The sequence below is a fragment of the Duganella aquatilis genome (genome assembly GCF_009674565.1).
Lineage (GTDB): Bacteria > Pseudomonadota > Gammaproteobacteria > Burkholderiales > Burkholderiaceae_D > Rugamonas > Rugamonas aquatilis.
The window spans coordinates 165,794-189,710 of sequence record NZ_WKJL01000004.1 but is presented as its reverse complement, the minus strand read 5'-3'; the positions used below and the strand labels follow the sequence as shown (position 1 = coordinate 189,710).

Below are 23,917 nucleotides of genomic sequence, written 5' to 3'. Positions count from 1 at the left end.
GGTAAAGCGCGGAAATCCCGGTGGGACGCCATGCCGTGTGCGATCATAGTGTTTTAAGCAAAAGAACCATGCCGGATAATATGAACAATAGCGACCAGACGGCGGCCAGCGCCGAGCGCGAATTCATTTTTGAGCCTTACCGCTTCATCCCCGCGCAGCAGCTGCTGCTGTACCACGACGCCCCGGTGCGCCTGGGCAGCCGCGCGCTGGACATCCTCGCCGAACTGGTGGAGCGTCCCGGCGAAGTGGTCAGCAAGCATGATCTGATGGCCCGCGCCTGGCCGAAAAGCGTGGTCGAGGAAAACAATCTGAAGGTGCACATTTCGGCGCTGCGGCGCGCCATGTGCGATGGCGGGCGCGAAAACCGCTACGTCGCCACCGTTACCGGGCGCGGCTACCGTTTCGTGGCGCCGGTCACGTCGCAAGTCCGCGAGACGCCGCTGGAACCGCTGCCGGCAACCTGGGAGCAACTGCGCAAGCTGCCGGCGCCGGCCAGCCGCACCACCGGCCGCACGGAAACCATTGCGGCGCTGCTGCGCATCCTGGAGCAACGCCGCTTCGTCAGCATCGTCGGTCCTGGCGGCATCGGCAAATCGACCGTGGCATTGCCGGTGGCGGAAGCCTTCATCGCCCATACCGATATTGAAATTTGCTTTGTCGAACTGAGTCCGCTCTCCGACGAAAAATTCGTGGTCGGCGCGGTGGCGGCGGCGCTGGGGCTGACCGTCCATTCCGGCGACGGCATCCAGTCGCTGGTCGCCACCTTGCGCGAGCGGCGGCTGTTGCTGGTGCTCGACAGCTGCGAGCACGTCATCGACGCGGTGGCCGTGCTGGTGGAGCAGATCATCAATCGCGCGCCGGAGGTGCGGATCCTGGCCACCAGCCGCGAACCGCTGCGCGCCGCCAGCGAGTACGTCTACCGGCTGACGCCGCTTGCCTATCCGGCTGCGGGCGGGCCGATCACGGCGGCGCAGGCGCTGACCTTCCCGGCGGTCCTGCTGTTCTGCCTGCGGGCGGCCGAAAGCCTGGACGGCTACGAGCTGACCGACGCCGATACCCCGGCGGTGGTGGAAATCTGCCGCCGGCTGGAAGGCATTCCGCTGGCGATCGAACTGGCGGCCACGCGGATGGATGCGCTGGGCGCGGCCGAGCTGGCGGCGCGCCTGGGCGGCCGCTTCGAATTGCTGAAGCGCGGCCGGCGCGGCGTGCTGGAGCGCCACCGCACGCTGTCGGCTTCGCTGGACTGGAGTTACGACCTGCTGCAGGACAGCGAACGGGCCTTGCTGCGCAAGCTGTCGGTGTTTTCCGGGAAGTTTGACCTGGATGCGGCGACCGCGCTGTGCGGCGAGGAACTGGCCGACACCGCACTGGTGGTGGACGGCGTCGCCAACCTGGTGGACAAGTCCATGCTGGTCGCGGATCTGCGCGCATCCTCCGTGCACTACCGGCTGCTCGACACCACCAAGGCCTATGCGCTGGAAAAGCTCGACGAGAGCGGCGAAACCGGCCGGTTCCGGCGGCGGCACCTGGAATTCCACCGCGACCGCCTGGTCCAGTCGGCGCAGGAGCAGGATAGCCTGAGCGACGCCGACTGGATTGCCAGATATGGCCGCTACCTGGACGACGTGCGCAGCGCGCTGGGCTGGGCGTTTGCGGCCGAGGACAGCTCGGCACTGGCGATTTCGCTGACGGTGGCCGCGATCCCCTTGTGGACGCAACTGTCGCTGCTGGAAGAGTGTTATCAATTCGTCGAACGGGCGCTGGCCTGCGGCGTGGCCAGCCGGAGCGACGAGCTGAAACTGCGCGCCGCGCTGGGCGCCGCCGTCCTGTATGTCAACGGTCCGGTTCCTTCCACCGAAGCCGCGTGGACCGCGGTGCTGGACCTGGCCGATGCGCTGGACGACAAGGAGTGCCAGCTGATTGCCCTGTGGGGCATGGCGGTGTGCCGCGCCTACGCCGGCGAAGTGCCGGGCGTGTTGCAGCTGGCGGCGCGCTTTCAGGATATCGCGGTCACGGTCGACCGCCATACCGTGCCGTCCAGCATGGACCGGCTGATCGCCACCGCCCGCCATTATTCCGGCGAGCAGGCCGTGGCGCGCACGCTGTTGCAGGAGATCCTCGACCATTACGTTGCGCCGGCGCACAAATCGCGCCTGGTGCGCATGCAGCTCAATCAGCGCTCGGCGTCGCTCGGCACCCTGGCCAACGTCCTGTGGCTGCAAGGCTATCCGCAGCAGGCGGTGGAAACCGTCGAGGCCGCGATGGAGGCGGCGCGGAGCTCGGGCCATGCGCCGTCGGTGATGTATGCGATCGCCAACGCGGCGTTCCCTATCATGATCCATGTCGGCGACCATGCCGCCGCCGAGCGCTTGCTGGCCGAGCTGGCCGATTATCTGAAACAGCACGCCTTCACGCTGTGGGATACCTTGTGGAACTGTCTGCAGGCGACCGTGCAGGTCCAGCGCGGCGACACCTCCGCGCTGTTCGCGCTGGAACGCGCGGTCGCGCAGTTGCAGGATGCCGGCTACCGTCCGCGCATGGCCTGCCATCTGGCCAAGCTGGCCATGACGCTCAACGTGCAGGGGCGGCAGGATACCGGCCTGACGCTGATCGAATACGCCCTGGCGCTGTGCGACATGGGGCAGGAGCGCTGGTGCCAGGCCGAGATGCTGCGCATCAAAGGGGTGCTGCTGGAGGCCGGCGACCAGCAGCTGGCCGAGGCGCTGTATCGCCAGGCGATCGAGGTGGCCGGGGCGCAGGGCGCGCTGTCGTGGCAGCTGCGCGCGGCAAACAGCCTGGCCAGCCTGAAGCTGCGCCAGGGCTGCGGGGAAGAGGGGCAGCGGCTGCTGCGCGGGATCTACGGGCGGTTTGAGGAAGGCTTCGATACCGCCGACCTGATCGAGGCGCGCAGCTTGCTCGATCAGGCCGGGTAGCCGCTTAAGACAGGGTGGCGTAGTCGGTGTAACCGCCGGCGCCGCCGCCGTAGAAGGTGCTGTGGTCGGCTTCGGTCAGCGGCGCGTTACGGCGCAGACGCTCCACCAGGTCCGGATTCGAAATGAACGGACGACCGAAGGCAACCATGTCCGCGTGGCCGGAATTCGCCGCTTCAATCGCCATCTGGCGGTCGTAGCTGTTGTTGGCGATGTATTTGCCGCCAAAGGCCGCGTGCAGCTTTTTGAAGTCGAACTCGCCGGCGGCATTGTCGCCGCGGGTCTGGCCTTCCACGCAGTGCAGATACGCCAGGCCCAGCTTGCCCAGCTGTTCGGCCAGGTAGAAATAAGTGCCTTCCGGATCGCTGTCGAGCGGCGTGTCGCCGACCGCGCGGGTGATCGGCGATAGGCGCACGCCGACGCGGTCCGAGCCCCAGACTTCCGCCACGGCGGTCACCACCTCGATCGGCAGGCGGGTGCGGTTTTGCACTGAACCGCCGTATTCGTCGGTACGCTGATTGGTGCTGTCGCGGATAAACTGTTCCAGCAGATAGCAGTTGGCGGCGTGCACTTCAACGCCGTCGAAACCGGCGTCCTTGGCGCACTGGGCGGCATGGCGGTAGTCATTGACGATGCGGGCGATTTCGGCGATTTCCAGCGCGCGCGGCATGGATGGGCGTTCGACCGTCTGGTTTTCCAGGAACACCTGTTCGTTGGCCTGGATGGCGGAAGGCGCCACCGGCGCGGCGCCGTTGGCCTGCAGGCTGACATGGGACATGCGGCCCACGTGCCACAGCTGGCAGACGATCTTGCCGCCGGCCGCATGCACCGCATCGGTGACCTTGCGCCACGCAGCGACGTGTTCCTTGGTGTAGATGCCCGGCGTGAAGGCGTAGCCGCGGCCTTCCTGCGAAATATTGGTGGCTTCGCTGATGATCAGGCCGGCGCTGGCGCGTTGGCGGTAGTATTCGACCGCCAGTTCGGAGTGCACGCCCTGCATGTCGGCGCGGGAGCGGGTGAGGGGCGCCATGGCGACACGGTTGGCGACGTCGATCGCGCCGATCGTGGCCGGCGTGAACAGCGGGAGTTCATTGGTAGACATAGTGTTGACCGTTTCTGAAGAAGTGAATGAATTTCAATGGGAAGATACCCAGTTGCACTAAAACCAGATTAGCACCGTGTTCGCAATGAAGGGGTAAAGCGTGGTAAAACCTGGCCCTTTACAAAATTTAACCGCACAACCGGTATGCGCGGTCCGGCGTCAGCAGCTGCCTGGCGCGCCGCAGGTCGAGCGATTCGAAGCCCTCGGTGAACTGGTCGTAGACGGCGCTCAGGACGGCATGCCCCTCGTCCGCGCGGCCTTGCCGGATCCGTAATGTTGCCAGGTTGATGGCGGTGCGCAGTTGCCACGACAGCGCGCGCTGGCTGGCGGCAACGTGCAGCGAACGCAGATACAGCGTCTCGGCGGCCTGCTCGTCGGTGGCCTCCAGCAGTTCGCCCTTGATGCGCAGCAGCTCCGCCAGACACCATTGCTCTCCGCTGGCCTTGCAGCCGGCCAGCGCTTCACCGATGGCGGCCATGGCTTCCGCGTGTTTGCCGTGCCGCCCCCATGCCGCCGCCAGCACCCCCAGGTAGCTGCGATAGCGCAGGCGGAAGCCGGCCTGGCGCAGCTCATCCAGCGCCGCGGCCAGCATCGGCAGTCCGCGCACCTCCCCGCCTTGCACCAGCAGCATGCCGCGCAGGCAGCGCCATAAAGCGCTCCAGACCGTCAGCGCGTGCCTGGCCAGATGTTCGAACAGTTCCTCCAGCAGGCGCTCGGCCTGCTTGTAGTCGCCGAGATACAGGGCGATCGGACAGGCGGCATGCGCCAGGGCGTTGAACAGCGACAAGGCGTGATCGCTGTCGCGCGCGCCGCTCAGGGCGTCCTCGGCCGCAAGCAAGGCCTGGTCGGGAAAGCCCTGTATCCAGCGCACGTTCGCCAGCGTCCCCAGCGCGGCGGCGCGCTGGTCCAGCTGGAAGCGGGCGATGTGCGAGCGCTGCACCGGCGCCACATAGCGGCTGAGCATGACTTTCAGGTGCCGGTGCGCCGACTGCTGGTCGCCCAGGTAATGCAGCGCGGTGGCGATCAAGCGGTCGACGCTGATGTAGGCGGCGCGGTCGCCGCGGCTGTCGGCAATGGCGCGGAAGCGCCTGGCCAGCGCCAGCACTTCGCGGTACTCGCCGGTGTAGCTGCGGTAAACCGCCAGGCCCCACAGCGCGCGCAGCCGGTACTCGTTGTCCTCCAGCGCTTCCGCCAGCGACAGCGCGCTGGTCCAGGCGTCCGCCGTCGCCGCCAATGGGCCGTGCGCGTACAGCAAGGCGGCCGCCAGCGCGGCGTGAAATTTCATCTCGTCGCGCGCCGACGGCTGACTGCCCGCCGCGCCGGCGGCCAGCGCCTGCCCGACCCGCTGGCAGCACTCGTCCAGCAGCGATAAGTGCATCCAGAGCGGAATCGCGGCCGCCGTCAGGGCGATGGCGATGCTGCTGTCGCCGTCCGCCGACCTGGCCCAGATCAGCGCGGCGCGGACATCGTCGATCGCCCGCCCATAGTCGGCCAGCCAGTCGGCGGTGGGGCGCGCCTCCCATTCGATCGAGGCGCGTTCCAGCAGCAGCCGGAACCAGTCCGCGTGGCGGCGCCGGATCGCGGCCATTTCGCCGCTGCCTTCCAGCTTGTCCTGGGCGTAGGCCTTGGTGGTGTCGAGCAGGCGGTAGTAGGTCAGCGAGCCGGTGACGATGGGGGAGATCAGCGATTTGGCGACCAGATCGGCGACGCCGTCGATCACCGCCAGCTCGTCGGCGCCGGCCTTGCCGCACAGCGCGTGGGCGGCGTCCAGCGTAAACGGGCCGGCAAACACCGAGACCGCCCGGAGTATCGCCTGTTCCGCCGGCGACAGGTATTCATAGCTCCAGTCCAGCGCGGCGGACAGCGTGCGGTGGCGCGCCAGCGCGCCGCGCAAGCCGCGCTTCAACAGGCGGAAGCGGTCGTCCAGGCGATGCGCCAGTTCGCGGGCGCTGAAGGCGTCCATGCGCCTGGCCGCCAGCTCGATGGCGAGCGCGTTGCCTTCCAGGCGGCGGCATATCTCGGCCACCGCCGGCGCATCCATATCGTTCAGGCGATAGCCATCGACGCATTGCGCGGCCCGTTCCGCGAACAATTCCACCGCCGCATATTGCAGCGCATGGGCCGCCGTCCGCGGCAGGGCGTCGCCGGGAAAGTCGAGCGGCGCCAGCCGCTGCACGTATTCGCCGGCGGCCCTGAGCGGCTCGCGGCTGGTGGACAGCACCATGACCCCGGCGGCGCCGGCGATCAGTCGTTCCGCCAGCGCGGCTGCGGCGTCGATGACATGCTCGCAGCTGTCCAGGATCAGCAGCAGGCGGCGGTCGCGCAGGCATGCCACCAGCGCCGGCGTGGCGTCGCTGGAATGGATGCTCAGTCCCAGCGCCGCCGCCAGGGCGCCGGCCACGAACTGCTGCTCGCGCAGCGGGCTGAGATCGACGAAGCAGGTTTCGATGCCGTGCTGGCGGTACAGCGCTTCGGCCAGCGCCAGCGCCACGGTCGTCTTGCCGATGCCGCCGGGGCCGACGATCGTGGCAAAGCGCTGGGCGATCAGCAGGCGCATCATGGCCAGCGCGGTGTCGTCGCGGCCGATCATGCGGTTCGCGGGCACCGGCAGGTCATAGGCCTTGCGCGCCGGCGGCGGCGGATGGGCGGTCAAGGGATGGCAGCTGACGGGGGCGACGAAGCGGTAGCCGCGGCCGCTGACGGTGCCGACGTAGTGGTGTCCTTCGCCTTCGTCCAGGGCGCGCCGCAGCGCCGCCACGTGCACCTTCAGATTGCAGTCTTCGACGATGCTCTTGGGCCAGACCCGCGCGATCAGCTCGCTTTTGCTGACCAGTTCGCCGGGGCGTTCCAGCAAGGTGGCCAGCACTTCCAGCGCGCGGCTGCTCAGGCGCAACGAGGTTTCTCCGCGCAGCAGGGATTGCTGCGCGGGGATGAAGCGGAACGGCCCGAACAGATACTCCCGTTCCGACAGGGGAATGCCACCAATCCAGTTGTTCATTGTGTTCCCGTTGTGTGCTAAGCCAGTTTCCGGTAGGCGGTTTCCTCGGCGCGGTACGCGATCCAGCCGGTGAGCATGCATGCCGATGCAATGTACAAGGCGGGGGCGGACGCATGTCCGGTATGTTCGATCAGCCAGATCGCAATCAGCGGCGCGAAGCCGCCCGCCAGCGCCACGGCCAGCCCATAGGCCACCGACACCAGCAGCACCCTGCCTTGCGTGGGAAACAGCTCGGTGACCGCCACCGGGCTGGAGCCATGCAGCATCGACACCACCAGCGCCAGGCCGCCCTGGAGGCCGAGCATGGCCGGGAGGCCGGGCGCCGAACTGACCAGGGAGAACGCCGGCGCCGCCGCAAACATCAGTATCAGGCTGGCGTAGATCAGCAGCGGCCGCCGTCCGTAGCGGTCGGAGAGGGCGCCCATCAGCGGGGTGGCGAGCGTCATGACGGCCAGCGCCAGCGTATTCGAGGTCAGGGCCTCGGTCTGGGAAAAGCCGCCGTACTGCACGGCGTAGGTGGTCATGTAGGTGAAGAAAAGATACTGGCACACCACCGGCGCCACGATCAGGCCGATAGCCTTGATCACCAGCGGGGCCGACCTGGCCAGCCCGGCGCTGGCCGGCACGGCAGGAAGCGCGGCCGGGAGAGTTGCCGGCGCCGGACTGGCCCTGCGCAGCAGCCAGGCGATGGGCAGCAGCAAAGCGCCGCCGAGCAGAAACGGCAGGCGCCAGCCCCAGGCGGCCATCTGCTCGGCGCCCAGCGCGGCGTTCAGCAGCGTGGCGGTGCCGCAACCCAGCAAGGTGCCGCAATGGGTGGACGCCTGTTGCAGGCTTACCACCACGCCTCTGCGCAAGTTCGGGGCGGATTCCGTCAGGTAGGATAGCGACCCACCGAGTTCGCCGCCGGTGGAAAATCCCTGCAGCAGCCGGCACGCCAGCAGCAAGGCCGGGGCCCAGGCGCCGATCACCCGATGGCTGGGAATGAAGGCGATCAGCAGCGTGCCGGCCGCCATCACCAGCAGGGTGATGGTCAGGGCCGTCTTGCGGCCGTGCTTTTCGCCGATGTAGCCGATCACCACCGCACCGGCCGGACGCATCAGAAAGCCGGCGCCGAAGGTGGCGAACGCCAGGATCAGGGCCGTGCTGTCGGAGTAGGTGGGAAAGAAATTCAGGCGGATGTAGGCGATCAGGAAGCCGTACAGGCACCAGTCGTACCATTCGAGAAAATTGCCGAGCACGGTGGCGCCGATCAGGCGCGTATCCGGCGCGGCGGCGGCAGGGATGCCAGTAAGGGCGTGGCCGTGCAGACCGCGCAAATCGGTGAGCTGCGACATGGATCAGTCTCCGCTTGGATGGCGTCCAACAGCTCCCGGAACGCTGGAAAATTATATGCTGCAAGTCGGTTAGCGTCCAGCGTGGAATGCCCACGGCAGCTTGGCGGGCCGCATCGTTGTGGCCCGCAAGGCAACGGCGCGGTCAGCCGGCTTTCGCCTTGAAGCCGTCGGCCAGCGCCTTCAGCCCGTCTTCATAGATGCCCTGGAACAGGCGGGTGGCTTCCTGATCGCTGACGCCGACCGGGGTGAAGCTGCCGAACCATTCGACCTTCGCCGCCTTGGGACCGTCTTCCTGCACGCGCAGGGTCGACAGGTAGTCCTTGACCGGGAAGGGCGCCCGCAGAATCGCATAGCTGTAGCTGCGCGCGGCATGGTCGAAGGCCATCAGCCGCTCGACGATGGCGTCGCCATTGGGGTTGGCCAGCTCGCGCACCCGGCCTCCCTCGCTGAGTACGCTTTTGGGGATGTAGGGCAGCCAGTCGGGCAATGAGTCGAAGCCGCCGATCAATTGCCAGACCTGGTCCGCCGGTGCGGGAATGTTGATGCTTGTGGATGCCTTTGCCATGATATGCCCCTTGGTTAACGGTCAATCGGAAGCGGCGCCAGCGGCGACACCAGTTGTTTTTCGCGCAGTTCCAGCCAGAACGCGGCCGGGATTTCCTCCAGCAGGGCCGCATGGTCTTCGGCCAGCCGCTCGGGACGGCTGGCGCCGGGGATGACCGACACCACCGCTGGATTGGCCAGCGAAAATTGCAGCGCCGCGGCCTTGATCGACACGCGGTGGTGCGTCGCCACCGCGCGGATGCGCTCCACTTTCGCCAGGATCTCTTTCGAGGCTGGCTGGTATTCGAAATGGGTGCCGCCGGCCAGCACGCCGGAACTGTACGGGCCGCCGACCACGATGCCGACGTTCTGTTTGACCGCCGCCGGCATCAGCCGTTGCAGCGCGCGGTCGTGGTCCAGCAGGCTGTAGCGGCCGGCCAGCAGGAAACCGTCCGGTTTGGGCTCGTCCAGGTCCAGCGTCAGCTCGCAGGGTTCTACGCGGTTCACGCCCAGGCCCCAGGCCTTGATGACGCCTTGCTCGCGCAGGCGCGTCAGCACCCGGAACGCGCCCGTGCGCGCCGATTCGAAATGGATCAGCCATTCATCGCCATAGAAATCCTGGGCAATATCGTGGACCCAGACGATGTCCAGCTTGTCCGTGCGCAGGCGCTTCAAGCTGTCTTCGACGGAGCGCATGGTGGCGTCGGCGCTGTAGTCGTTGACGATCTTGTTGGGCCGGCCAAATTCAAACAGGCCGCCTTTTTCGCCGAGGTTGCGGGCGGCCGGGTCTTCCGTCTCGTCGAGAATCAGGCGGCCCACCTTGGTGCTCAGGACATAGTCCTTGCGCGGATACTTTTCCAGGAATGCGCCCAGCCGCAATTCGGACAGTCCGGCGCCGTAGAACGGCGCCGTGTCGAAATAGCGGGTGCCCTGTTGCCATGCCGCGTCCACCGTCGCTTCGGCTTCCTTCTCCGGAATGTTGCGGAACATATTGCCAAGCGGCGCCGCGCCAAAACCGATCGGAATTTTGGGCAATTGGTCTTTCAGACTCATGATGACTCCTTGATATCGTCGGCGCTCTCTGACTTGCAGTTCTCGTACGTGGGAGCGTTGCACGTAGGTAGTAAATTACGTTGCGTTCTTACAAGATGATTGCAAAAAAATATCGACCCAAGGTAGTAAAACTTCGTCAATTTTGGTTAATGGCAGCGGCTTGCTGTAAGCTATTGTGTTTTAGTCACTGTATTGCGTGTGTATGGGTTTCCGCCGGAGCAGACTGCCGATCGCCCTGATGGCTGCGTTGTGCGCGGCGGCTGGCGTGCATGCCGCCGCCGGTCCGCTGCCGTTCTGGCAGTCCAGCCTGTCGCATACGGCCTGGACCAAGCGCGAGGGGGCGCCGGCCAACGCCAGCGCCATGGTGCAGGACCGTACCGGCATGCTGTGGTTTGGCGCCTCTGACGGCCTGTTCCGTTTTGATGGCGTGCGCTTCGAGCGCGTCGACGGTATCGGCGATAACAAGTTGCTGTCGCCCAACGTCTATTCCCTGGCGCTATTCGGCGACGCGCTGTGGCTGGGCTATGCGCACGGCGGCATCACCGTGTTCGAGCACGGCACGGCGCGGCACTATCGCGAAGCGGACGGCGTGCCGCCCAGCGCCGTTATCCAGTTCGGCAAAACCGCCGACGGCACGCAGTGGTTCTCCAGCCCGGCCGGCATCTACTGGCTGGACGGCGCGCGCTGGCGGCGGGTGGCGCCGGAGGACGGCCTGCCGGCCGGCGAGCAGCCGACGCTGACCGTCCTGAACGATGGCAGCCTGCTGGTAACCCACCTCTCCGGGCTGTACCGCAGCGTGCCCGGCACGCACCGCTTCCGCAAGGTGGACGGCTTCGGCAGCATGCAGCGCAGCCAGCTGACCGCCGACGGTCAGGTGATCGTGATGCGATTCGGCTATACGCCGCGGCTGTTCGATCCCGTTTCGGAAACCTCGGCGCCGCTGCGCCTGCCCGATGTCGGCGTCGCGCCCTACAGCATCAACCGCGACCGCCGCAACGCCTGGTGGATCGGCCCCGGCGACGGCTTGCGGCTGTACACGCCGGATTTTCAGCTGAAAAAGCAGTTGCTGGCGCCGGCCGGTTTCAGCGCCGTGCGTGTCTATCGGCCGCCGTTTGACGACCGTGAAGGCAATCTCTGGTTCATGACGGAAAACGGCGTGGACCGGATGCGCGAAACCCGCCTGTCGGTGCAGGACATGCCGACCGGCAGCACCGATTTCAGCATCGTGGCCGGCGCCGACGGCGAAGTCTGGATCAGCAGCCACTCGTCGTTGAGTCCGTTTTCTCCGCCGACCTTCGCCATTGCCGCCGACGGCCAGCGCACCGCCAGCGACATGCCGTCCGCCACCGCCGCCACCCTGGCCGCCGACGGCACGCTGTGGTTTGGCAATGTGCACTGGGTCTGGAACCGGCGCCACGGCCAGGTGCAGCGCTGGCCGATGCCGCCGGGCCTGATCGAGCAGCCGGTGCAAGCTGTGGCGATGGGGGACGATGGCCGGCTGTGGGTCTCCATCATGCGGCGCGGCGTGCACACCTTCAAGGACGGCGCCTGGCAGGCCGGCGGCGGCCACCCCGAGCTGGCCGAGCGTACCGCCGTCTCGCTGCACACCGACGCCCAGGGCCGGACCTGGTTCGGCTACACCGACAACACGCTGGCGGTGCTGGATCACGGCCGGATTCGCCGCTTCGGCGCCGCCGACGGCGTGGCGGTCGGCAATGTGCTGACCATGTTCAGCCGCCGTGGCGTGCTGTGGATCGGCGGCGACCAGGGCGTGGCGCGCTTCCGCGACGGCCGCTTCGTCATGCTCAACGACAGCACCGGCCAGCCGTTTGCCGGCGTCTCCGGCATCGTCGAGACGGCGCAGGGCGAACTGTGGCTGCATGGCCTGGATGGCCTGATCCGCATCGGCGCGGCCGACCTGGCCGCCGCGCTTGGCGATGGCCGCGAGCGGGTTGCCGCCGAGCGTTTCGGTTACCTGGACGGCCACCAGGGCGTGCCGGCCCAGGTGATTCCGCTCAACACGCTGATCGAGGCGGACGACGGCCGCCTGTGGTACGCCACCTCCAGCAGCGTCGGCCTGATCGATCCGCGCCGCATCGCCCGCAACCCGGTGGCGCCGACGCCGCAGATCACCTGGCTCAACACCGACAGCCGGCGCTATGCCGTCGCCGACGGCCTCGAACTGCCGCGCCACACCCATAACCTGCGCATCGACTTCACCGCCGCCGTGCTGTCGGTGCCGGAGCGGGCGCGCTTCCGCATCCGGCTGATCGGGCAGGACCATGCGTGGCGCGACGCCGGCGCCTTGCGCCAGGCGTTCTACACCAACCTCGGCCCCGGCGACTACCGCTTCGAGGTGATGGCCGCCAACGAGGACGGCCTGTGGAGCGCGGCGCCGGCCAGCGTCAGCTTCCAGATCGCGCCGGCGTTCTACCAGACCGGCTGGTTCAAGCTGGCTTGCGCGGCGCTGCTGGCCGGCGCCCTGTACCGGCTGTACCTGTGGCGCCTGTCGCTGATGACGGCGCGCGTGATCGAACGCATGCGCACCCGGCTGGACGAGCGCGAACGCATCGCCCGCACGCTGCACGACACCTTCCTGCAAAGCGTGCACGGCCTGAGCCTGCGCTTCCACAGCATCAAGGCGGTGCTGGCGAAGAACGATACGGCGCAGCAGCAGATCGACGCCGCCCTCGACGCCGCCGACGCCGTGATCGAAGAAGGCCGCGAGCAGCTGATGGACCTGCGCGTCAACCATTCCTGCCGTGGCGAGCTGGCGGCGGTGCTGCAGGAGGCCGGGGCCGCGGCCGCCGCCCAGCAGCGCATGGCGTTCTCGCTGCGCGAGGAGGGCACGCGGCGCCTCCTGCAGGCCGAGGCCCAGGATGAGCTGTTCGCCATCGCCAGGGAGGCGATCGCCAACGCGCTGCTGCATTCCGGCAGCGCCGACGTGGCGGTGCAGATGACCTACGGCGCCACCGTCTTCACGCTGGCGGTGCAAGACCATGGCAAAGGGCTGGACGAGGTGGTGCGCCAGACCGGACGGCGCGAGCGCCACTGGGGCCTGACCGGCATGCGCGAGCGCGCCGCCCGCATCGGCGCCACGCTGGCGATACACAGCACGCCCGGCGCCGGCACCGCCGTGGTGGTGACGCTGCGCGCAGCCTTGGTCTACCGGTAGCCCGGCGTCTATGGCAAAATAATCTCATCATGCATATTTTCCAGCCGCTGCCCATCACTTTGCTGACGGTGGACGATCACCCGCTGTTCCGGCAGGGCATCGCCAGCGTCATCGCCGTCGAGCCGGATCTGTATCCGGTCGGCCAGGCCGCCAGCGGCGCCGAGGCGATCGCCATGTACCGCGAGCTGCGCCCGGCCGTCACGCTGATGGACCTGCAAATGCCCGACATGAACGGCGTCGACGCGATTGCCGCCATCCGCGCCGAATTTCCGGCCGCCCGCATCGTCGTGCTGACCACGCTGGAAGGCGATGTCCACGCGGCGCGCGCGATCAAGGCCGGCGCGGTCGGCTACGTGTTCAAGAACACGGTGCGCAAGCACCTGGTAGACACGGTGCGCCGGGTGCACGCCGGCGAGCGGGTGATACCGCCATCGCTGGCGCATGCACTGGTCGACAGCCGCAACGGCAGCGCCATCACCGGCCGCGAGATCGAGGTGCTCAAGCTGGTCGCGCGCGGCAACTCCAATCCGATGATCGCCGAGGCGCTGCGCATCTCCAGCGAAACGGTGAAGGGCCATGTCAGCAGCATCCTGCTCAAGCTGCAGGCGCGCGACCGCGCCCACGCGGTGATGATCGGGCTGGAGCGCGGCATCCTCAGCATCTGAGCTGGCATCCGACGCCCCCTGTTCGGGGGGAATCTGCGGCGTCATTTTTGCGCCGCGCCGGCACAGCGACGAAAAAATCGGGCAAGCTGGCAGGCATGACCGCGACAACTGTGGAAGCCTGGTATGGATCAGATACATCTCATGCGTGTGTTCGTCGCCGTGGGCGAACAGGAAAGTTTTGTCGGCGCCTCGCGCCGGCTCGACCTGTCGCCGGCGGCGGTGTCGCGCGCCATATGCGGGCTGGAGGAACAGCTGGGCGTGCGGCTGGTGCTGCGCACCACGCGCCATGTCCGGCTGACCGAGGCAGGGCAGCGCTACATGGAGGATTGCCGCGACATTCTGGCCAGCATCGCCGAGGCCAACGAGGTGGCGGCCGGCGTCAATGCCGCGCCCAAGGGCCACTTGTCGGTCACGGCGTCGGCGTCGTACGGCAAATCGTTCATCCTGCCGTGCCTGGTGGAGTTCCTGAAGCAGTATCCCGAGGTCGAAGTCTCGGCGCACTTCCTGGACCGGCCGCTGAACCTGGTGGACGAGAGCGTCGACGTGGCGGTGCAGATCGGCCACCTGCCGGACTCCAGCCTGAAGGCGCTGTACGTCGGCCAGGTGCGGCGCGTGCTGTGCGCCGCGCCGGAATACCTGGCCCGGCACGGCGTGCCGCAGCATCCGCGCGACCTGCGGCAGCATGCGATTGTCGCCGCCGCCGGCGTCTCGCCCAGCGTGGACTGGAAGTTCGGCGGCTGCGAGCCGACCACGGTGCGCATGAAGCCGTGCCTGACCGTCAGCAGCAACGATGCCGCCATCGACGCCGTGCTGGCCGGCCTCGGCATCTCACGCCTGCTGTGCTGCCAGATCGCCGCCGAACTGGCCGCCGGGCGCCTGCAAATCATCCTGTCCGACTACGAGGAAGCGCAGTGGCCGGTGCACATCCTGCATCGCCAGGGCAAGTTCGGCTCGTCCAAGGTGCGCAGCTTCATCGACCTGCTGGCCAGTTCGCTGCGCGCGCATCCTTACATGAATCATCACGGCTGATGCGCGCGGCGGTTTCATAGTCCGAGCTCGGTCAGGCCGGGATGGTCGTCCGGGCGGCGGCCCAGCGGCCAGTGGAATTTGCGCTCGCTGTCATTGATCGGCAGGTCGTTAATGCAGGCGAAGCGGCGCTGCATCAGGCCGTGCTCGTCGAATTCCCAGTTCTCGTTGCCGTACGAGCGGAACCAGTTGCCCGAATCGTCGTGCCATTCGTAGGCGTAGCGCACCGCGATGCGGTTGCCGTCGAACGCCCACAGTTCCTTGATCAGCCGGTAGTCCAGCTCGCGCGCCCACTTGCGCGCCAGGAATTGCACGATTTCCGGCCGGCCGGTGGCGAACTCGGCGCGGTTGCGCCAGCTGCTGTTCTGGGTGTAGGCCAGGCTGACTTTTTCAGGATTGCGCGAATTCCAGCCATCCTCGGCCAGTCGGACTTTCTCGATGGCGGACTCGCGGGTGAACGGCGGCAGCGGCGGACGAATTTCGGTGCTCATCTGGGTTCCTCTGACTGAAGGGAGATGGCCAAATTCTATGACCCGGCGGCGGCGGCGTCGATAGCGCGCGGCGCAACATACAATTTCGCGGCGCGGATCTATGAGCCGGCATCATAAACCCATGCAAATTCCGGTCCGTTTGATGCCTGGTTTCGCCGTTAAGATGCCTGACTCCAGCAACGAAAGGAATTCCCATGACGGTTAAAGCCTATGGCGCCCATGCCAGCGATCAACCCCTGGTGTCGATGGACATCACGCGCCGTGCGCCGGGCGCGCACGACGTGCAAATCGATATCGCGTTCTGCGGCGTCTGCCACTCGGACTTGCACACGGCGCGCTCGGAATGGGCCGGCACGCAGTTTCCCTGTGTCCCAGGCCATGAAATCGTCGGCCGCGTGACGGCGGTCGGCGCCCACGTCAACAGCCACAAGGTCGGCGACCTGGTCGGCGTCGGCTGCATGGTCGACAGCTGCCAGCATTGCGCCGATTGCGAAGACGGCCTGGAAAACTATTGCGACAACATGATCGGCACCTACAACGGCCCGACCGCCGACGCGCCGGGCCACACGCTGGGCGGCTACTCGCAGCAGATCGTGGTGCATGAGCGCTATGTGCTGCGCATCCGCCATCCGGAGCAGGATCTGGCGGCGGTGGCGCCGCTGCTGTGCGCCGGCATCACCACTTATTCGCCGCTGCGCCACTGGCAGGCTGGTCCGGGCAAGAAGGTGGGCGTGGTCGGCATCGGCGGCCTCGGCCACATGGGCATCAAGCTGGCGCACGCCATGGGCGCGCACGTGGTGGCGTTCACCACCTCGGAATCGAAGCGCGCGGACGCCAAGGCGCTGGGCGCCGATGAAGTGGTGGTGTCGCGCAATGCCGATGAAATGGCGGCCCACCTCAAGAGCTTCGACTTCATCCTCAACACGGTCGCCGCGCCGCACGACCTGGACGCCTTCCTGGTGCTGCTGAAGCGCGACGGCACCATGACGCTGGTCGGCGCGCCGGCCACGCCGCATCCGTCGACGCAGGTGTTCAACCTGATCATGAAGCGCCGCGCGCTGGCCGGCTCGATGATCGGCGGCATTCCCGAAACCCAGGAAATGCTGGACTTCTGCGCCGAGCATGGCATCGTCGCCGATATCGAGCTGATCCGCGCGGACGAGATCAACGCCGCCTACGAGCGCATGCTGAAAGGCGACGTCAAGTACCGCTTCGTGATCGACAACGCCAGCATGGCGTAAGCGCTCAGTCCTTGTGCCGGATCGCCTCGATCACCAGCGCCAGGGCGCGCGAGGCGTTGCGGTGGCTGGGATAGTAGGCGTACAGGCCTTCAAATGGCGCGCACCAGTCCTGCATCACGCTGACCAGGCGGCCGGCACGCACGTGCTCGCCGACCAGGCTGTCCGGTAGGAACGCCAGGCCGAAGCCGGCCAGCGCGGCATCCAGCATCGGATAGATGCTGGTGAAGACCGTCTGGCCGCGCACGCGGGCTTCGACCGGGCGGCCCTGGTGCACCAGTTCCCACGCATAAAAAGCGCCGCTGCCGGCCAGGCGCAGGCTGATGCAGTTGTGGCGCAGCAGTTCCTGCAGCGAGGTTGGCTTGGGATGGCGCGCGAAATAGGACGGTGCGCCGACGATCAGCATCGGCACATCGGCCGTCAGGCGCACCGCGATCATGTCCTTGTCGACCTGGTCGCCGTGGCGCACGCCGATGTCGTAGCGCTCGGCGGCGATGTCGACCAGGCGGTAGTCGGAACTGATCTCGACCCGCAGGTCCGGGTGCTCGTGCAGCAGCGGCGCGATGCGCGGCCATAACACCGTGTCCACCGTGTGGTCGATGGCCGTGATGCGCACGGTGCCGGCCGGCTTGTCGCCGAGGTCGCTGATGGCGCTGATCTCCGCCTCGATCTCTTCCAGTCGCGGCGCGACGTTTTGCAGCAGGCGCTCGCCGGCCTCGGTGGGCGAGACGCTGCGCGTGGTGCGTGTCAGCAGGCGCACGCCCATGCGGCTTTCCAGCGCGCGGATGATGTGGCTGAGGGCCGACTGCGTCATGCCCAGCTTGGCGGCCGCGCGCGTGAAACTGCGTTCACGCGCCACCGCGAGAAATACCAGAATATCGTTGATGTTATCGCGTGCCATGCAGTGTATCCGTGAAAAGACGGTGGAATCATACACGCTGCGCAGTGTGGTATACTTGCCGCCTACTCAGAAGGGCAGCCGGTATGGCTGCCCTTTTTGCCTTGTTGGCCGCTACAGAAACGATTTGGACATCTCTCATGGAAATTAAAGTCAACTTTCTCGACAAGCTTCGCCTGGAAGCCAAGTTCGATGATTTCACCGTCGTGGCCGACCAGCCCATCCGCTACAAGGGCGACGGCTCGGCACCGGGACCGTTCGACTACTTCCTGGCGTCGTCCGCCCTGTGCGCGGCTTATTTCGTGAAGTTGTACTGCAATACCCGTAACATTCCGACCGAAAACATTCGTTTGTCGCAGAATAATATTGTCGATCCGGAAAACCGCTACCAGCAGATCTTCAAGATCCAGGTCGAGCTGCCGGAAGACATCTCGGAAAAAGACCGCCAGGGCATCCTGCGCTCGATCGACCGCTGCACGGTCAAGAAGGTGGTGCAGGCCGGTCCCGAGTTCGTGATCGAGGAAGTGGCCAACCTGGACGCCGATGCGCAGGCGCTGCTGATGGTGAATCCGGATACCGAAGCCAGCACCTATATTCCGGGCAAGGACCTGCCGCTGGAGCAGACCATCGCCAATATGTCGTCGGTGCTGGCCAACCTGGGCATCAAGATTGAAATCGCCTCGTGGCGCAATATCGTGCCGAACGTGTGGTCGCTGCACATCCGCGACGCCCACTCGCCGATGTGCTTCACCAACGGCAAGGGTTCGACCAAGGAAAGCGCACTGGCGTCGGCGCTCGGCGAATACATCGAACGCCTGAACAACAACCACTTCTACGCCGGCGCCTTCTGGGGCGAGGACATCGCTAACGCCGACTTCGTGCATTATCCGAACGAGCGCTGGTTTAAGCCGGGCCGCAAGGACGCGCTGCCGGCCGAGATCCTCGATGCCTACAGCCTGGCCATCTACAATCCGGACGGCGAGCTGCGCGGCTCGCACCTGATCGACACCAATTCCGGCAACGCCAAGCGCGGCATCTGCTCGCTGCCGTACGTACGCCAGTCGGACGGCGAGGTGGTGTACTTCCCGTCCAACCTGGTGGAAAACCTCTACGTCAGCAACGGCATGAGCGCCGGTAACACGCTGGCCGAAGCGCAGGTGCAATGCCTGTCCGAGATTTTCGAGCGCGCCGTCAAGCGCGAAATCCTGGAAGGCGAAATCGCCTTGCCGGACGTGCCGCAGGAAGTGCTGGCGAAATATCCGCGCATCGTGGCCGGCATCCAGGGCCTGGAAGAGCAGGGCTTCCCGGTGCTGGTCAAGGACGCGTCGCTGGGCGGCGTGTACCCGCTGATGTGCGTGACGCTGATGAATCCGCGCACCGGCGGCGTGTTCGCCTCGTTCGGCGCCCACCCGAGCTTCGAGGTGGCGCTGGAGCGCAGCCTGACCGAACTGCTGCAAGGCCGCAGCTTCGAGGGTCTGAACGACCTGCCGCCGCCAACCTTCGTCAGCAACGCCGTCACCGAGCCGAACAACTTTGTCGAGCACTTCATCGATTCCAGCGGCATCGTCTCGTGGCGCTTCTTCAGCGCCAGGGCCGATTACGACTTCGTCGAGTGGGACTTCTCGGGCCAGGGCGAAAACTCCAACGCCGAGGAAGCCGCTACCCTGTTCGGCATCCTCAAGGACCTGGGCAAGGAAGCCTATATGGCCGTCTACGATGACCTGGGCGCCATCGCCTGCCGCATCCTGGTGCCGGGCTATTCGGAAGTGTATCCGGTGGAAGACCTGATCTGGGATAACACCAACAAGGCGCTGCTGTTCCGCGAAGACATCCTGAACCTGCACCGCCTGGACGAGGCCCGCCTGGAAGCGCTGCTGGACCGCCTGGAAAACAACGAGCTGGACGAATACGGCGACATCGCCACGCTGATCGGCATCGAGTTCGACGAGAACACCGACTGGGGTCAGCTCAACGTGCTGGAACTGAAGCTGCTGATCCACGTCGCCCTGCAACAGTTCGAGGAAGCGCACGACCTGGTCGGCGCCTTCCTGCAATACAACGACAACACGGTCGAGCGCCGCCTGTTCTACCAGGCGCTGAACGCGGCGCTGGAAGTCGAGCTCGACGATGAGCTGGACATGGACGACTACGAGGCCAACTTCCGCCGCATGTTCGGCAACGAGCGCATGGACGCGGTGCTGGGTTCGCTGGAAGGCAGCGTGCGCTTCCACGGCCTGACGCCGACCAATATGCAGCTGGAAGGCCTGGATCGCCATCACCGCCTGATCGACAGCTACCGCAAGCTGCACGCGGCGCGCGCTAAAGCGGCATCGTCAAAGTAAACACGGTTTTCCCGGCGCTCGACTCGACGCCGAGTTCGCCGTGATGGGCCTTGGCGATTTCTGCCGCGATATACAAGCCCAGGCCGAGGCCGCCTTGCTTGCCCTTGCGGTCGGTTTTCGAGAACGGGTCGAACAGGGTGGCCAGTCTGGCGGCCGGAATGGCATCGCCGCTGTTGCTCACCGCCAGCGTAAAGCGCTGGTGGCCGGTGCGCGCCTCCAGCCGGACCGGCGCCTGCTGGTCGCCGTGCAGCAGGGCGTTGACCAGCAGGTTGGAGGCCAGCTGCGCGATCCGCATGGCGTCGCAGGAAATCGGATCGGTCAGCGACAGGTCGGCCGTGATGCTGCGGTCCGGATACGCCAGCCGCAGCTCCTCGATTACATGCGCCAGCACCTGCTGCATCTGGCAGTGCGGCTCAAGGTTGGAGGCCAGGGCGCCGCCCACCTTGCTGCGCGTGAAATCCATCACGCTGTCAATCAGCATGGAAATCCGCTCCACGCTCAGATTGATGCGCGACATGGCCTTGAGCGTGCGCTCGTCCTCGGAAATCAGGCGCACCAGCCCGGCGCAGGCGGAAATCGCCGACAGCGGCGTGCGCAGATCATGGCCGAGGATGCCGATCAGCCGTTCGCGCATCTTGCTGATGTCCTGCTCTTCGATCAGCGCTTCGCGCGCCGCGCTCAGGCTGTGGCGGTCATCGATCTGGCTCGACAGCAGCTGGGCGTAGAGTTCCAGCGATTCCCGCATGGCCGCGTCGGACAGGCGCGCCGGCGCGGTGTCCAGGCCGCACAGCGTGCCGAAGAATTCGCCGCCCTTGCGGTGGATGGGGATCGAGAAATAACTTTGAAAGCCGTACAGTTGCGGCACCGGATGCCCCTGGTAGGCGCTGTCCGTCGCGACGTTGTCGATGATGATGCTGGCCTGCTCGCGCCGCACTTTGTCGCACAGGGTCTTGGTGATTTCCAGCACGGCGCCCGGCGCAAAGCCGAACGCCAGCTCATCGTGCACGGCGCAAATGGTCAGCTCACTTGCCGTGACGCGCGCAACCGCCACCCAGCGCAGCCCGGTGGCGCCGGCGATCACGCGCAGCATCCTCGGCACCGCGCCGATGGATTGCACAATTTCAACATCAGATGGCGTAGGGCTATTCATCCCGGGTAGGCGCGTAAAGAAAGAAGGTCAACTGATAATAGCCCAAGTGGCACAATCGGAGCCATGGCTTTTTCTCGCGTATAATGCAATTTCCATGGCGCGGCCCCTATTGTCCGCCTCATCCACCTCGGCCCCATGTTTGCCGTACGCAGATGCAGCGTCGCTGCATGCCACCGACCGGAAACATCATGGCTTCCCAGTTCTCTCCGAAACGCATACTTGTTGTCGATGACAATCGCGACGCGGCCGACCTGGTTGCTGAATTGCTCGCGCTTCATGGTCATGTCACCGCCGCCGTCTACGATGGCGACGCCGGCATCGCCTCGGCGGCGGCGTTCGCGCCCGACGTGGTCCTGCTCGACCTCGGCATGCCGGTGGTGGATGGCTTTGCCGTCGCCACCGCCGTGCGGCAACTGCCGGTCGCGGTCCAGCCGGTGCTGATCGCCTACAGCGCCTGGAACGACCCGGCCACGCGCAACCGCGCCATCGAAAGCGGCTTCGACGACTACCTGCTGAAGCCGGCCCGCTTCGACGAACTGCTGCAGCGCGTGGTATCGACCGGCCGGCGCAGTGCCCGCTAGCCGCGGGCGCCATCTCGCCGCGGGCGCCGGTTATCGCTAGAATAGAGGCTGTCTCAACAGTATTCCTCCAGATCCATGGCCAGCAGACCTACTCCCGAACAACGCCACGAGTTTGGCGCCTTTCTTTCCAGCCGGCGCGCGCGCCTGCAGCCGAAGGAGTTCGGCCTGCCGGAAGGGCCGCGACGCACGCCGGGCCTGCGACGCGAGGAGGTGGCGGTGCTGGCCGGCGTCAGCGTCAGCTGGTACACCTGGCTGGAGCAGGGGCGCGACATCCAGCCTTCCGCCGACGCGCTGCGGCGCATCGCCAAGGTGCTGAAGCTGGACCGGGTGGAGGCGTCGCACCTGTTCGCGCTGTCCGCGCTGGAAGCGCCCGCCATCGAGACCAGCGGCGAAGTCAGCGCCGGGCTGGAAATGCTGGTGCGGGCGATCAATCCGATTCCGGCCTATGTGCGCAATCCCCGGCTCGACATCCTGGCCTGGAACGATGCCATCGCCGACATGTTTGTCGACTACGGCTCGCTGCAGCCGCATGAACGCAACACGCTGCGGCTGTTGTTCCTGTACATCCCGTACCGCACCCTGATCCTGGACTGGGAGCAGATGGCGCGCGGCATGATCTCGACCTTCCGCGCGGCCCGCGCCCACGCCCAGGACAAGGCGCCGTTCGACAGCCTGATCGAGGAATTGTCGGCGCAAAGCCCGGAATTCCGCGCATGGTGGCCGGATACCGAGGTCAAGGGCTTCGACGAAGGCCGCAAACGGCTGCTGCACCCGACCAGCGGCTATATCGACTTCACCTACGTGGCGCTGACGCCCGAGGGCCGGCCGGACCTGTCGCTGGTCACCTACATCCCCCGCCACGCTGCCTATGACCCACAGTCATAGGATAACAAGACGCCTTCTTCGCCCGATTCGACTTACCTACACTGATGGTCATGGCAGTGCATTACGCACTGCACCCAACCATCCCGGAGGTAAGAATCATGTCCCAGCAAAATACCAATGTTGCCGTTTCGCGCAATCCTGCCAACGGTGAGCTGATCGCCACCTACGCATACCAGACCCCAAGCGAAGTCGAACGCCTGCTCGACGCCAACAGCGCCGCCTTCCGCCTGTGGCGCGCCACGCCGATGCGCGAGCGCGTCGCCGCCTATCGCCGCCTGTCGGCCACGCTGCGCGAGCGTTCGGAAACGCTGGCCGCGCTGATTACCGCCGAAATGGGCAAAACCATCAAGGCCGCCCGCGCCGAAGTGGAAAAATGCGCTGCCACCATCGACTGGATCGCCGACAACGGCCCAGCCATCCTGGCCGACGAGCCGGTCGCAGTGGACGGCGACGACCAGGTGCACGTTTCCTATTTGCCAATTGGCACCGTGCTGGCCGTGATGCCCTGGAATTTCCCGCTGTGGCAAGTGGTGCGCGCTTCCGGCCCGATCATGTTGTCCGGTAACGGCTTCCTGCTGAAGCATGCACCGAACGTCATGGGCTCGGCCTATGCGCTGCAAGAAGCCTACGAAGCCGCCGGCTTCCCGAAAGGCTTGTTCGCCAACCTGATCGCCGACAACGACACCGTGGCCCGCACCATTGAAGATCCGCGTGTCGCCGCCGTCACGCTGACCGGCAGCATGCGCGCCGGTTCCGCCGTCGCCGCCACCGCCGGCAAGGCGCTGAAGAAAAGCCTGCTGGAACTGGGCGGCGCCGACGCCTTCATCGTGCTGGCGGACGCCAATATCGACCTGGCGGTCAAGGCCGGCATCGAAGCGCGCTTCCAGAACGCCGGCCAGGTCTGCCTGGCGGCCAAGCGCTTCATCCTGGAACAGCCGATCGCCGAGGAATTCACCCGCAAGTTCGTGGCCGCCGTACAGCAGATGACCGCCGGCGACCCGCTGGATCCGGCCAGCACCATCGGCCCCATGGCGCGCGGCGACCTGCGCGACGAGTTGCATCAGCAGGTGGAACGCACCATCGCCGCCGGCGCCACGCTGGTGACCGGCGGCCGCAAGCTGGATGGCCCGGGCAATTTCTACGCGCCGACGGTGCTGACCAATGTCCAGCCTGGCATGGCCGCGTTTGACGAGGAAACCTTCGGCCCGGTCGCCGCCATCACCGTGGCTGACAACGCCGAGCACGCCATCCTGCTGGCCAACACCAGCGACTACGGCCTGGGCGGCAGCCTGTGGACCAGCGACATCGCCCGCGCCCAGCGCATCGCCCGGCGCCTGGAAACCGGCGGCGTGTTCATCAACGGCTATCCGGCGTCGAACGCCCGCATCCCGGTGGGCGGCGTGAAGAAGAGCGGTTACGGACGCGAGCTGTCGCACTTCGGATTGCGCGAATTCACCAATGCACAGGCCGTATGGGCCAAAACCGTTGACTAACAAGGAGAACATC

17 protein-coding genes are annotated in these 23,917 nt (G+C 66.3%); 9 read left to right on the top strand and 8 right to left on the bottom strand.

The genetic code is table 11. The annotated features are described in order from the left end of the window. The first annotated feature begins 80 nt into the window (after window positions 1–80). Window positions 81–2,933 carry an ATP-binding protein gene (locus tag GJ698_RS08605; RefSeq protein WP_166454835.1) on the top strand — a complete coding sequence of 951 codons (2,853 nt, stop codon included), beginning with the start codon at window positions 81–83 and terminating at the stop codon, window positions 2,931–2,933. A 4-nt stretch (window positions 2,934–2,937) separates the two neighbouring features. Here GJ698_RS08605 and GJ698_RS08600 read toward each other — a convergent pair whose 3' ends face one another. The 5 genes from GJ698_RS08600 to GJ698_RS08580 all read right to left on the bottom strand — a co-directional run bounded on the left by GJ698_RS08600 (window position 2,938) and on the right by GJ698_RS08580 (window position 9,960). Then, complete coding sequence (locus GJ698_RS08600) at window positions 2,938–4,032, bottom strand: alkene reductase (protein ID WP_154357208.1); 1,095 nt, start codon at window positions 4,030–4,032, stop codon at window positions 2,938–2,940. Between the two features lie 127 nt (window positions 4,033–4,159). Further along, window positions 4,160–7,030: an ATP-binding protein gene (locus GJ698_RS08595; protein WP_166454834.1), complete on the bottom strand. Its 2,871-nt coding sequence runs from the start codon at window positions 7,028–7,030 to the stop codon at window positions 4,160–4,162. A 17-nt stretch (window positions 7,031–7,047) separates the two neighbouring features. Next, on the bottom strand, window positions 7,048–8,364 hold the full coding sequence (locus GJ698_RS08590; RefSeq protein WP_154357206.1) for an MFS transporter: 1,317 nt from the start codon (window positions 8,362–8,364) through the stop codon (window positions 7,048–7,050). A 142-nt stretch (window positions 8,365–8,506) separates the two neighbouring features. Beyond that, window positions 8,507–8,929: an SRPBCC family protein gene (locus GJ698_RS08585; RefSeq protein WP_154357205.1), complete on the bottom strand. Its 423-nt coding sequence runs from the start codon at window positions 8,927–8,929 to the stop codon at window positions 8,507–8,509. 14 nt (window positions 8,930–8,943) lie between these two features. Next, window positions 8,944–9,960, bottom strand: coding sequence for an aldo/keto reductase (locus tag GJ698_RS08580; RefSeq protein ID WP_154357204.1), 1,017 nt, complete (start codon window positions 9,958–9,960; stop codon window positions 8,944–8,946). A 238-nt stretch (window positions 9,961–10,198) separates the two neighbouring features. Between GJ698_RS08580 and GJ698_RS08575 the strand changes: the two genes are divergently transcribed. The 3 genes from GJ698_RS08575 (at window position 10,199) to GJ698_RS08565 (ending at window position 14,829) form a co-directional block, all read left to right on the top strand. Next, complete coding sequence (locus tag GJ698_RS08575; protein ID WP_166454833.1) at window positions 10,199–13,135, top strand: sensor histidine kinase; 2,937 nt, start codon at window positions 10,199–10,201, stop codon at window positions 13,133–13,135. A gap of 29 nt (window positions 13,136–13,164) precedes the next feature. Next, a complete protein-coding gene (locus GJ698_RS08570; protein ID WP_154357202.1) occupies window positions 13,165–13,800 on the top strand; it encodes a response regulator in 636 nt (211 codons plus the stop codon). 123 nt (window positions 13,801–13,923) lie between these two features. Beyond that, on the top strand, window positions 13,924–14,829 hold the full coding sequence (locus GJ698_RS08565; protein WP_154357201.1) for a LysR family transcriptional regulator: 906 nt from the start codon (window positions 13,924–13,926) through the stop codon (window positions 14,827–14,829). Window positions 14,830–14,843: 14 nt separating this feature from the next. Here GJ698_RS08565 and GJ698_RS08560 read toward each other — a convergent pair whose 3' ends face one another. Next, window positions 14,844–15,317 carry a nuclear transport factor 2 family protein gene (locus tag GJ698_RS08560; RefSeq protein ID WP_154357200.1) on the bottom strand — a complete coding sequence of 158 codons (474 nt, stop codon included), beginning with the start codon at window positions 15,315–15,317 and terminating at the stop codon, window positions 14,844–14,846. A gap of 194 nt (window positions 15,318–15,511) precedes the next feature. Here GJ698_RS08560 and GJ698_RS08555 point away from each other — a divergent pair, with 194 nt between their 5' ends. Continuing rightward, window positions 15,512–16,558, top strand: a complete 1,047-nt coding sequence (locus tag GJ698_RS08555) for an NAD(P)-dependent alcohol dehydrogenase (RefSeq protein WP_154357199.1) — start codon at window positions 15,512–15,514, stop codon at window positions 16,556–16,558. Between the two features lie 4 nt (window positions 16,559–16,562). Here the strand turns inward: GJ698_RS08555 and GJ698_RS08550 are convergent, their stop codons facing one another. After that, the gene (locus GJ698_RS08550) at window positions 16,563–17,456 is read right to left on the bottom strand and encodes a LysR family transcriptional regulator (RefSeq protein WP_154357198.1); all 894 of its coding nucleotides are present in this window, start codon (window positions 17,454–17,456) and stop codon (window positions 16,563–16,565) included. A 137-nt stretch (window positions 17,457–17,593) separates the two neighbouring features. On the opposite strand from GJ698_RS08550, the gene GJ698_RS08545 reads away from it, so the two are divergent. After that, window positions 17,594–19,795, top strand: a complete 2,202-nt coding sequence (locus GJ698_RS08545; RefSeq protein ID WP_154357197.1) for an OsmC domain/YcaO domain-containing protein — start codon at window positions 17,594–17,596, stop codon at window positions 19,793–19,795. Here the strand turns inward: GJ698_RS08545 and GJ698_RS31390 are convergent. Continuing rightward, on the bottom strand, window positions 19,773–20,912 hold the full coding sequence (locus GJ698_RS31390; protein WP_166454832.1) for a GAF domain-containing sensor histidine kinase: 1,140 nt from the start codon (window positions 20,910–20,912) through the stop codon (window positions 19,773–19,775). The genes GJ698_RS08545 and GJ698_RS31390 overlap by 23 nt on opposite strands. 221 nt (window positions 20,913–21,133) lie before the next feature. On the opposite strand from GJ698_RS31390, the gene GJ698_RS08535 reads away from it, so the two are divergent. The 3 genes from GJ698_RS08535 to GJ698_RS08525 all read left to right on the top strand — a co-directional run bounded on the left by GJ698_RS08535 (window position 21,134) and on the right by GJ698_RS08525 (window position 23,904). Next, complete coding sequence (locus GJ698_RS08535) at window positions 21,134–21,526, top strand: response regulator (protein WP_154357195.1); 393 nt, start codon at window positions 21,134–21,136, stop codon at window positions 21,524–21,526. A gap of 75 nt (window positions 21,527–21,601) precedes the next feature. After that, complete coding sequence (locus GJ698_RS08530; RefSeq protein ID WP_154357194.1) at window positions 21,602–22,411, top strand: helix-turn-helix transcriptional regulator; 810 nt, start codon at window positions 21,602–21,604, stop codon at window positions 22,409–22,411. Between the two features lie 98 nt (window positions 22,412–22,509). Beyond that, window positions 22,510–23,904, top strand: a complete 1,395-nt coding sequence (locus tag GJ698_RS08525) for an NAD-dependent succinate-semialdehyde dehydrogenase (RefSeq protein ID WP_154357193.1) — start codon at window positions 22,510–22,512, stop codon at window positions 23,902–23,904. Window positions 23,905–23,917: the final 13 nt, after the last annotated feature.

Excerpts from the sequence above, each read along its gene's own strand:
- GJ698_RS08605 (WP_166454835.1), top strand. The coding sequence starts at position 81 with ATGAACAATAGCGACCAGACGGCGGCCAGCGCCGAGCGCGAATTCATT.
- GJ698_RS08600 (WP_154357208.1), bottom strand. The coding sequence starts at position 4,032 with ATGTCTACCAATGAACTCCCGCTGTTCACGCCGGCCACGATCGGCGCG.
- GJ698_RS08595 (WP_166454834.1), bottom strand. The coding sequence starts at position 7,030 with ATGAACAACTGGATTGGTGGCATTCCCCTGTCGGAACGGGAGTATCTG.
- GJ698_RS08590 (WP_154357206.1), bottom strand. The coding sequence starts at position 8,364 with ATGTCGCAGCTCACCGATTTGCGCGGTCTGCACGGCCACGCCCTTACT.
- GJ698_RS08585 (WP_154357205.1), bottom strand. The coding sequence starts at position 8,929 with ATGGCAAAGGCATCCACAAGCATCAACATTCCCGCACCGGCGGACCAG.
- GJ698_RS08580 (WP_154357204.1), bottom strand. The coding sequence starts at position 9,960 with ATGAGTCTGAAAGACCAATTGCCCAAAATTCCGATCGGTTTTGGCGCG.
- GJ698_RS08575 (WP_166454833.1), top strand. The coding sequence starts at position 10,199 with ATGGCTGCGTTGTGCGCGGCGGCTGGCGTGCATGCCGCCGCCGGTCCG.
- GJ698_RS08570 (WP_154357202.1), top strand. The coding sequence starts at position 13,165 with ATGCATATTTTCCAGCCGCTGCCCATCACTTTGCTGACGGTGGACGAT.
- GJ698_RS08565 (WP_154357201.1), top strand. The coding sequence starts at position 13,924 with ATGGATCAGATACATCTCATGCGTGTGTTCGTCGCCGTGGGCGAACAG.
- GJ698_RS08560 (WP_154357200.1), bottom strand. The coding sequence starts at position 15,317 with ATGAGCACCGAAATTCGTCCGCCGCTGCCGCCGTTCACCCGCGAGTCC.
- GJ698_RS08555 (WP_154357199.1), top strand. The coding sequence starts at position 15,512 with ATGACGGTTAAAGCCTATGGCGCCCATGCCAGCGATCAACCCCTGGTG.
- GJ698_RS08550 (WP_154357198.1), bottom strand. The coding sequence starts at position 17,456 with ATGGCACGCGATAACATCAACGATATTCTGGTATTTCTCGCGGTGGCG.
- GJ698_RS08545 (WP_154357197.1), top strand. The coding sequence starts at position 17,594 with ATGGAAATTAAAGTCAACTTTCTCGACAAGCTTCGCCTGGAAGCCAAG.
- GJ698_RS08535 (WP_154357195.1), top strand. The coding sequence starts at position 21,134 with ATGGCTTCCCAGTTCTCTCCGAAACGCATACTTGTTGTCGATGACAAT.
- GJ698_RS08530 (WP_154357194.1), top strand. The coding sequence starts at position 21,602 with ATGGCCAGCAGACCTACTCCCGAACAACGCCACGAGTTTGGCGCCTTT.
- GJ698_RS08525 (WP_154357193.1), top strand. The coding sequence starts at position 22,510 with ATGTCCCAGCAAAATACCAATGTTGCCGTTTCGCGCAATCCTGCCAAC.